General features: G+C 46.4%; 9 protein-coding genes. All 9 read left to right on the top strand.

All coding sequences use genetic code 11. The annotated features are described in order from the left end of the window. On the top strand, window positions 1-210 hold a 210-nt coding region (locus DVH29_RS15680; RefSeq protein WP_114647128.1), incomplete at its 5' end, for an adenylyl-sulfate kinase. A gap of 48 nt (window positions 211-258) precedes the next feature. Next, window positions 259-1,599, top strand: a complete 1,341-nt coding sequence (locus tag DVH29_RS15675; protein ID WP_114647127.1) for an oligosaccharide flippase family protein — start codon at window positions 259-261, stop codon at window positions 1,597-1,599. 33 nt (window positions 1,600-1,632) lie between these two features. Continuing rightward, a complete protein-coding gene (locus DVH29_RS15670) occupies window positions 1,633-2,550 on the top strand; it encodes a Stf0 family sulfotransferase (protein WP_158541708.1) in 918 nt (305 codons plus the stop codon). Further along, the gene (locus tag DVH29_RS16305) at window positions 2,551-3,408 is read left to right on the top strand and encodes a sulfotransferase family protein (protein ID WP_147276145.1); all 858 of its coding nucleotides are present in this window, start codon (window positions 2,551-2,553) and stop codon (window positions 3,406-3,408) included. Then, on the top strand, window positions 3,405-4,616 hold the full coding sequence (locus DVH29_RS15665) for a glycosyltransferase family 4 protein (RefSeq protein WP_114647125.1): 1,212 nt from the start codon (window positions 3,405-3,407) through the stop codon (window positions 4,614-4,616). Before DVH29_RS16305 ends, DVH29_RS15665 begins: the two co-directional genes overlap by 4 nt. A 38-nt stretch (window positions 4,617-4,654) precedes the next feature. Continuing rightward, on the top strand, window positions 4,655-5,830 hold the full coding sequence (locus DVH29_RS16300; RefSeq protein ID WP_147276144.1) for a hypothetical protein: 1,176 nt from the start codon (window positions 4,655-4,657) through the stop codon (window positions 5,828-5,830). Beyond that, complete coding sequence (locus tag DVH29_RS16295; RefSeq protein ID WP_147276143.1) at window positions 5,830-7,089, top strand: O-antigen ligase family protein; 1,260 nt, start codon at window positions 5,830-5,832, stop codon at window positions 7,087-7,089. Before DVH29_RS16300 ends, DVH29_RS16295 begins: the two co-directional genes overlap by 1 nt. Next, window positions 7,058-8,041 carry a glycosyltransferase family protein gene (locus DVH29_RS16290; protein ID WP_147276142.1) on the top strand — a complete coding sequence of 328 codons (984 nt, stop codon included), beginning with the start codon at window positions 7,058-7,060 and terminating at the stop codon, window positions 8,039-8,041. The genes DVH29_RS16295 and DVH29_RS16290 overlap by 32 nt, the downstream gene beginning before the upstream one ends. A gap of 87 nt (window positions 8,042-8,128) precedes the next feature. Continuing rightward, the gene (locus DVH29_RS15660; RefSeq protein WP_114647124.1) at window positions 8,129-9,547 is read left to right on the top strand and encodes a mannose-1-phosphate guanylyltransferase/mannose-6-phosphate isomerase; all 1,419 of its coding nucleotides are present in this window, start codon (window positions 8,129-8,131) and stop codon (window positions 9,545-9,547) included. Window positions 9,548-9,758 lie beyond the last annotated feature (211 nt).

Here is a 9,758-nt window from a genome sequence, read left to right as displayed (position 1 = left end):
GACACCCCGCTGGCGATCTGCGAGGCGCGGGACCCCAAGGGGCTCTATGCAAAAGCCCGGGCCGGCCAGATCACCAATTTCACCGGCATCGACAGCCCCTTCGAAGCGCCCGAACGCGCCGATATCACCCTGCATGGGGAAACCGAAAAGCCAGAGCAGATGGCCGAAGACGTGTATGGAGTACTCCGAAAGCGCATATACCATGACTAACCCCCTGCAGCAGCTTCGATATCAGAAAATCCAACTAAAAGACTTATTATGAAGCTGAGACAACTTCATAAGATAAACTTCTTGAAGAGAACAGAGCGCTCCCTCTCAGATGCACATGAGGTCTTTCGTGGGGCAAGCGCCGCACTCTTCATAAGAGGACTCGGCGCTACACTTTCGTTTCTTTTCAATTTGGTGATTGCCCAATTATTAGGAGCTGCCGGAACCGGCCTCTTCTTCTTGGCTCTCTCTTTCACTGTTATCGGCTCTCTATTTTCCAGGGTCGGCTTAGACAACATTTTACTGCGCCTCGTGGCGCACGCGTATGCCGCCAACGACGGCAATCGAGCCAAAGCCGTTGTGCGCGCAGGGCTTAGCATAGCAGCGGTGTCGAGCCCATTAATAGCAGCCTCTGGCTTCCTTCTCGCTACACAAATAGCAATTCATGTTTATGATAAACCCGAACTTGCAGTCAGCTTGCGCTGGGCGAGCTTGGCAATTATTGCGACGACCTTCCAGATTTTATTGTCTCAAGTCCTTCGCGGGGCCCGAAGTATAGTCTACTCTAGCCTTGTTGCAGCTGCACTCCATCCTGCATTAGGACTACTACTAATCTGGCCCTCGATATATTTCCTCGGTGATTCTGGCGCCATTGCCGCATACTTCTTCTCTACGGCACTTGCAGCTTTGTCCGGTTGTTATATATGGCGCTTAATGAGAGGCCCTAAGTCGCTGGAGCTAGAGAAGCAATTTCGGTGGCGAGAACTTGTCCCAGGGGCCAAGGCATTATTCCTAATGAGTCTTATTCAGAACTGGATGATTCCATGGGCGCCTGTCTCAGCCCTCGGCATACTCTATTCCAGCCAAGAAACAGGCGTTTTCGCCGCAGCCACCCGCGTTTCTTCGTTGCTTGCGTTCTTTTTAACGTCGGTTAACATAGCAATAGCACCGAAATTTGCGGAACTTCATAAGCTGAAGCAAACCGAGCGGCTAAAACGACTCTCACGTCAATTCTCTTTATTTTCATTCTTCGCCACTCTTCCATTCCTCGTTTTGTTAATATTATATAGCGAGGAAATAATGCATCTATTTGGATCTGAATTTCGTTCCGGCGCAATGACTCTTTCCATACTCTCCATTGGACACATGGTTAACATTGCAACCGGATCGGTAGGATTTATATTAATAATGGGCGGAAGAGAGGACGTTGCACGCAATACATCGGTATTATCTGCTGTTATTCTCTTGATACTCCTTGGCATACTTGTGCCTATTTGGGGGGCGACGGGCGCTGCATTGGCTAGCGTTGCCGCAATTTCTTTCGCTAATATTATAAATTCGTTCTCCGTATGGCGATTTTTTGGTTTTATCGTATATCCAAGTTATAAATAGCATTATCATTTATGGCAATACATGGAAGCTTGGGTGGACAACGTAGTAAACATGATCAACAAATTCAACGACCAGTTTATTGAACTAGGAATACGCGCGCGGGGTATAATATCGTCCAGGCTACACCACGATGTTCGTGCCATTCCATCTACGGATTTTATCGACGCACAGTTTGATGTTTCAAGCCCTTCTCCACCAAGACGTTTCCTTGCAATAATCAGTACACCTCGATCCGGAAGTACTCTGATTTGTGACATCTTGCAACAGATGAAGCTGGGTATTCCGCATGAATATTTTCAGCATGCCCAGTATGCTAAAGTTTGCGCAGCTCGTTGGAATGTACCCATACATTTCATTTCTAGACTTCCCAAAAACTGGCAACAGTATGGGAATGAATTAATAAACCACCGCACGACAGAAAACGGAATATTTTCGCTGAATGCGCATGCAACCCATTTGCATAGTTTTTTGTCGTCAAATTTGTGGAAAAATAATAATTTTGAGTACATTATTATTATAAGACGGGACATAATTTCACAAGCTATATCTTACGCAATAGCAACACAAGAGATGTCCTGGTCATCTCAATATACACCTAGGACAATAGCTAAGTATTCCTTTTTTTATATCTTACGGAAGGCCAGAGAACTTGCGCGGCAATATGAAATGATATTGCGCTTTAGCAATAGTATCACCTACAAAGTGATGGTATATGAAGATTTTGCCGGAGATCCGTCCGATTCCGTTTCAACGACCTTAGGTATCAGTTTTTCCAATGTATCCACGCCCAAATTGCAGAAGCAAGTAAGTTCCTATAAGGAAGACTTTTCTACACGTTTCTGGGAGGATGCGGATCGTTATGATTATGTAGATACAATTAACTCGCTACTGGAAAGGCATGTCCAAATTGAGAGGAGTCTAAAAACGACGGCTCTCAGAAGGGAGCAATAAATGCGATTAGATTTTATTGTTACTGGCGCACCAAAAAGCGGAACCACTTATATTGACGATGCTTTACGTCGATCACAAGGAATTGCCCTACCTAGCGAAAAAGAAACGAACTATTTCTGCAGTGAAAAGATTAACCCTACCTACGGATGGTCCATTAAGTCCGAACAGGAGTACTATAGATGTTTTTTGTCTAGTACGGATTCTAAGAAACCAACCTTAGATCGACTTTATGGAGAGGTTTGCCCTAGCTATTTTTATTTTTCTGATAGGATAATTAATCATTTTAGGGATCGAGACGCTCCCATATTTATTATGCTCCGCGACCCCTTACGCCGCGCAATCAGTCACTATTTTATGGATCGTGATCGGTTCGGCAACACCCTGCCACCGCCTAAGATTGCCTTAACAGATCCATCAGCAACCCCTTATGGCGCATGGGGAACGTCCTTAAATTCATTCATTGATCTTTCCGATTATCAGTCCGCTCTTCTATCCTTTCAACAGGCTTCATTGAATTTCCACATTCTCCGTTTTGAGTCAGGCTTGGAGAAAAACGTCCGAAACATTGCTGGTGTGCTCGATACCCAGGTCCATCTTCCAGATCGTCCTTCGAATGAGCAGAGACGTTTAAGGTCGCCCTTGATCAGTCACTTACTTCGCTCGCGATGGCTGAAGTCTAGCTATGCCATGCTGGGAGAGCGAACCAGGAAGATTGTTAAAGGCGCCCTTTATCAGCCTGTCGATCTTGAGCGCTACAGGAGTGAGGCAAATGAATGTTATGCTGAACTCTCAGGGAGCAAGCTCTGGAAGGAATTAATAACTTCGTATGCACAGATTATTGAGAAATACACGGAATGAATAATATTGTCGTGTTGTTTGCGTCAGATCTTTTTCGCGGTGGAGTAGCATTTTCCGCTAGTAAACTTTCAACGTTATTGACTGAGAAAGGTTTTTCTACGGCGGTCGTTACGTACGAGAATTTGCCAGTCCGCTATTTTGCTAAAACAGCGCTCGGGACTAGCACGCTGAACTGCCCTTATTCTCGCACCTCGCATAAGGGTGCTCTCAAACAGTTCTTTGTACGTTCAATGAGATATCCATATGTTCTGGTCGCTGCTTGGCGTTTTTCCCGCGCGCTTGCAGCTCTGGAGAGAAGCAGCCGGAATTCAGAAAAACTGACGGTCGTGGCATTTACACACGCCCCAATAGTTGCCGCCAGTTTTGTTAAATTATTTAGACCATCTCGCATTCGCCTCATTGTAAGCGAACGCCAGGATCCTAGCAAAGACTTACGTAATAGACTTCTTCGCGGAATTCTATCGTGGGCTTATTCTAATGCCGATCTCATCCACGTCAATTCTCCTGCACTGCCGGAGATTTTAAAAAGAGAATTTGGTGTTACTAATACAAAAACCACGCTGGTTCCCAACGTGATCGAGGCAGCCTCTGCCGACACGCTAGCTAAGACCTCTATGTCGCTACGGCAAGGGATAGAAAAAAGGCAGATTCGTGCGATTGCCATAGGAAGACTCGCTCCTCAAAAGGCTCTCTATTTGGCTCCCTATATTCTGGCTCACTTACAACGAGAAGGTTTTCAGATTTCACTGGATATCGTAGGTGATGGCGATCCACAGATTATACAAGAAATAGCAGAGAATGCCGCAAGCCTGGGCATCAGCGAAAATGTGCGCTTCATCGGCGAACATAAAGATTTTAGGGATAAGCTTGGGAATTATAATCTTGGGCTATTTCTTTCTAATTGGGAAAGTTTTGGAAACGTTTTGGGCGAGTATCTTGCAGCTGGAATCATTACCATTGCTAGCTCTACAGAAGCTGGTTTGATTAACTACTTAACAGATGGCCAACACTGCTTGAAAATACCAATTGTGGGGCGAGAAAATGCGGCTGTATCATCAGAACCTATGCTGGCGGCCCAACGTCTTGCTGATTTGTTCAACAACGAGGAAAAGGCTTTAAAGCTTAGAGCACAAGCCTTGCAGGCGGCGGAGCAGTTTAGCGCTGAGAAACACGCAGCACGTTTTTCGGAAATCTTATTTGCCTCATAGCGCCAAACTACTGACGCGGAAACATGGATGTCGGCTTGATGACTGTTCATTTTATAACGCCAAGGCCGGTATGGCCAGTACGTGGAGGCGACGCACTACGTGCGGAACAAATATTACTATCCATACACAATGCCATTTCGAACGATATAAAATTATACACGTTATCTGGCACGCAAGATTCAAGTCTGGTTCCAACTTTATTACAAGATAGGGTTAAAATTTGTAACTTTGGACGAAGTTCTAATAATTTTCTCTCGTTATTTTATTTTTTATTTTCTGGAAAGCCGCTGCAATATGCATTTTTTTACAATAGGAGAGTAGAATCGGCTCTGAATAAGGCTCTCTATGGCGATGTATTTGTATTACATACTATTCGTGCCCTGCCTGCGCTCCCTCGAAACGTTCCGGCCTCCCAGGTAGCTATAGATCTTTGCGATTCGCTGTCGATGACGTACGATCGCCTTGTTCAAGAGAGGTCCCAACCGTTGGCACGAAGGCTGATTTACCGCGAAGAAAGCCGGCGGCTTAGGATGGCAGAGCGCTCCATCACCGCCCTGGCAGATTACCGTACGATAATATCACCTAAGGATGCCGAGGCAATCGGAGATCCCGGAATACGCGTTGTTGAGAATTGGGTAGACTTTCCCGCCTTCCTTAGCAAGGAGGAGCTCGACAGCCAGGTTTCACGGCCGCTCCTGGGCGTAATGATCGGTAATTTTCGAACCGTGCAGAATCGTGAAGGAGCCCGATTACTTCATAGATGGACTGAGAATCTTCGCCAAAAAGGGCTTATAAGTATACAGTTGTGGGGAAAGAACTCCGAGAAGTTAAGCGAATTGAGTAGTCAAAATTTTGAGATACAGGGAGAGTACGAGAGTTCTCAAGATGTATTTAAGTATGCTGACGTTTCTTTTTGCTTAACGAAGGTTTCCGGTGGATTACAAAATAAAGTTATACAGGCGTCCGCGCACGCGGTCGCTAGTATCGTAGTCCCCAATGTATACGAGAGCTCTCCTTACCTAAATAATCCCTCATGCATTGTTGTATCAACGCAATCAGAGCTTGAATATTTTATTGAGAACACTAACGCTCAAGTCCTGGCAAACCTAGGCGAGAAGGCAGCGATAATTGCAAGAGACGCATTTGGGCGCTCTAGTGTTGAAGCAAAATGGGCCTCTCTTTTCCGCGCCCTAACCGCCAACGGACTTAATTAATGCCTGCGGTAACGGCTTTCATCTGGGCCACGCTGCCCTTTGCATCGCTGTTGCATTTTACTGGCTTCACCTTCGCGTCCTTATCGCTGCTAGCGGCTGCCGCAGTAGGAACTGCACGAATTATCCTGGCATTCGAAGTTAGAAAAGTTAACAAAAAATTATTTTGGGCTTTTCTACCGCTCGTATTGCTGACCGTATTCTCAGCGTTGCCGATTTTTTGGCTGCACCTTGAGTTCAGCAGCTTTATCTCCGGCCTATTATCTCAGACGATAGCGGTACTCGGATTAATCGGATATGTAGAAACTATGATACGTTATGAGCACTTCGCAAAAAAAGGGGCAATTTTAGGTCTTTACTTTTTTACAAGTATCGCAACTTTCGAATTTTTGGCGCTTCTATCTGGGCAAACCTCGCTTAAGCTATGGATTAACACTATATTATCCGGTCAATCTAGCAGCAGGATAATAGTAACTGGCTTTGAACCTAGCATTGCATCGAGGATATCGGCATTTAATATAGGATTATTGCTTTTTCTTCATTCTACAAAACCAAGATATATATATTATTTCCTAGTTTTTTCTAATGTACTCGTATTCTTTATGTCATTCTCGTTGATTGGGTTTTTTATTCCTGTTTCCTTTTTAATTTTGCTGTCTCTATCGAAAATACGCTTTCTATTTTCCTGGAGAGTAGTTTCTGTTATTTTTGTTATTTGCCTATTGGGTCTATTTTTGGTCGTTTTTTCTTGGGACAGTATTGCCGCAACGCACGCTGGGAGACGGGTGATATTGGCTGTTCGTACGCCAATAGAACATTGGGCGTATTTAGATGGGTCTACGGCTCTTCGCCTACTGAATCAGATCGTTGCCGTACGAATTTTCTTAGATGCACCCCTTGGCATTGGAGCAGGTCAGTTTTTTGCTTATTTTAGCGATTATAGCGGTGATCTTTTTGTACCGGTACGTGGGTTAGGTGAGGTCCGAAAGGCATTCGAAAACGAAACGGCAAATCCCCAATCGATATTTATGAGGATGGTTGTTGAGGGAGGGATACTATCGCTATCAATTTTAATTGTTTTGTCTATTTGGGTAGTTAGTAAACTTAGACAATTTAACTTGGGTGAGCTATTTTTTCTTTCTTTTATTATTGTGAGTGCCGGTCAAACTGCTAGTTTTGGTTTTTCTCATATTTGGGCTGGTATAGCAATTATTCTATCTGGAGCGATTCATGATCACCGTATGGCCAAACGAAAATTATAGCCAGAACCCTTGGTTGCTTACATTATTCTCGACTTTGCGCGCCATGGAGTTGGAGGTTAGCGGCTTTAGAGGAATTTCTACGGTTCTATCTCGTCCAAGATTGTTGATCATTAATTGGATAGAAAGCCCGCTAAACAAGGGTAGCTCCCATTACATAATAGCATTATATAGGATATTCTTACTTTATTTATTCAAGGCGTTAAAAATAAAAATAATATGGGTGGTTCATAATATTGGGCCGCATGATAGAAAAATTGGAAATTTTGGGAAATGGTATCTTCGAAATGTTGCCGCCATATCAAATGGAATTATTGCGTTAAATGAAGAAACAACAGACCTCCTATCTGAAGCTATATGCTTTCCGAAGGACGATTTAGATTGTAAATGTCACTTCTTACCCCACGGACCGTATCATGTGTCAATTGGTAATGAAGATGATCATGAGATAATCTATGATTTTGGATTTTTCGGATCAGTTAGGCCATACAAGCGGGTGTTTCCACTTATTGATGAGAAGAGATTGCTTGACGTTGGGAATGTTATTGTTGTTGGAGAGATGGTAGATGGACAACAATCGAAGCTGAAGGACAAACTTTGTTTAGAATACGGAGATAAACTACAGGTAGTAGATAGATTTACAGGTAACGAAGAATTCGTGAACCTGATCCGTAAATGCAGAACCGTAGTTCTTCCGTATACTGGAAACGAACTAAACACTGGAATTGGCAATCTTTGCGCGTCTCTTGGTGTCCCTATAATTGGTGCCGATACGCCATCGTTGCGTCAGCTTATAAGAGATTGGGGCGATAGCATGGTTACAACGTTCGATCGACACATTGAGGCTTCCGTGCCTGCTAGACGATCTTGGAAGGAAACATTTGATATTGCTACAAAACTAGAGTTAACGCGACGTCATGGATGGAAAAATATTATCGACGAGTACTACTATTAAAGAATCAAGTTGCATTCTCGTTCTAGATGTAATGTATACTTACCTGGTTGTTATTACTAGATAGCAGGGACGATTGGGAAAAGATTGATGATTAATCCAGTAATACTGTCTGGTGGCTCAGGAACTCGCCTATGGCCACTTTCGCGCAAATCTTACCCAAAGCAGTTTGTGCCACTGATAGGGGATGAGAGTCTGTTTCAAGCGTCCGCGCGCCGGCTGTCGGGCAATGGTTTCGCTCCACCGTTAGTGCTCACAAACGACGCCTTTCGTTTCGTTGTCATCGAACAACTGGCGCAGTTGAACATGGTTCCTCAAGGCACCCTGATCGAACCTGAAGGCCGCAACACCGCGCCGGCCATCCTATCGGCAGCACTTTGGCTTCAGAAAACCGCCCCCGGCAGCCTTATGCTGATCGCGCCGTCCGATCATGTAGTGCCCGATGCCGCCGCTTTTCATGAGGCTGTGGAGATCGGGCGCATAGCGGCCGAGGCTGGCAAGATCGTCACATTCGGAATCTCTCCAAAACACCCAGAGACCGGCTATGGCTATCTCGAGCTGGCCGAAGCCCCGAGCGAGACAATCAACCCCATCGATCTCGTCCGCTTTGTCGAAAAGCCCGATAGTGCTCGTGCCGAGCAGATGGTTGCGTCCGGCAAGCATCTCTGGAACGCCGGGATCTTTCTCGGCTCCTCGACGACCATTATCGCAGCCTTCCAGAAGCACGCACCAGACCTCATGGATCCCGTCGAGCGCGCCATCAATGATGCCGATGAGGATTTGAGCTTTACAAGACTCGCCACAGCACCTTGGTCCGAGGTCCGCAATGTTTCGATCGACTATGCCGTGATGGAAAAGAGCGACAATCTCGTCGTGGTTCCTTTCAGCGCCGGCTGGTCCGATCTCGGTGGCTGGGACGCGGTTCTGCGGGAAATGGGCCCCGACGACAGAGGCGTTGCGACCTCGGGCAATGCAACCGCACTCGACTGTACCAACACACTTTTGCGCTCCGAGGACGATCGGGTGGAACTCGTTGGTATTGGCCTCGACAACATTATCGCTGTGGCGACCCCCGATGCGGTGCTGGTGGCCGATGCCAGCCGCGCCCAGGACGTCAAGCAGGCCGTTGACGCTCTGAGGGAAAAGGGCGCCAAACAGGCCGAAGCCTTCCCACGCGACAACCGTCCTTGGGGCTGGTACGAGACCCTGGCGCTCTCGAGCCGCTTCCAAGTCAAGCGCATCGTCGTCAAGCCCGGTGGCACGCTGAGCCTACAATCACATCATCACCGCTCAGAGCATTGGATCGTGGTCGAGGGCACCGCCAAGGTGACGATCGGCGATGAGGTCAAGCTCATAACCGAGAACCAGTCGATCTATATTCCGCTGGGATCCAAACATCGGCTCGAAAACCCGGGCAAGCTTCCCATGACCCTGATCGAAGTACAGACCGGTCCCTATCTGGGGGAAGATGACATTATTCGCTACGAGGATGTTTACGCCCGCCAGTAATAGTTTTGTTCACAAGCTTTAACGGCCAAACCTGCGACTGATTATAAATGGAACAGTTGCCTCGCTCTTCTGGGAAGGCTAAAGACGGGAGCTTGTGACGAGGGACAGCACGGCCAGTGCTTCGCATGGAGTTCGCCCAGCGCATGATCGTTTGCGATTTGGCTTCGGCCCGGATCGGCCATGACGGCCCCGCGGCCCTCGACGGAGTTCC

Source organism: Pelagibacterium lacus (assembly GCF_003345525.1).
Classification (GTDB): Bacteria; Pseudomonadota; Alphaproteobacteria; order Rhizobiales; family Devosiaceae; genus Pelagibacterium; species Pelagibacterium lacus.
The sequence above is the reverse complement of the archived record's forward strand: the minus strand, read 5'-3'. Positions and strand labels throughout refer to the sequence as shown.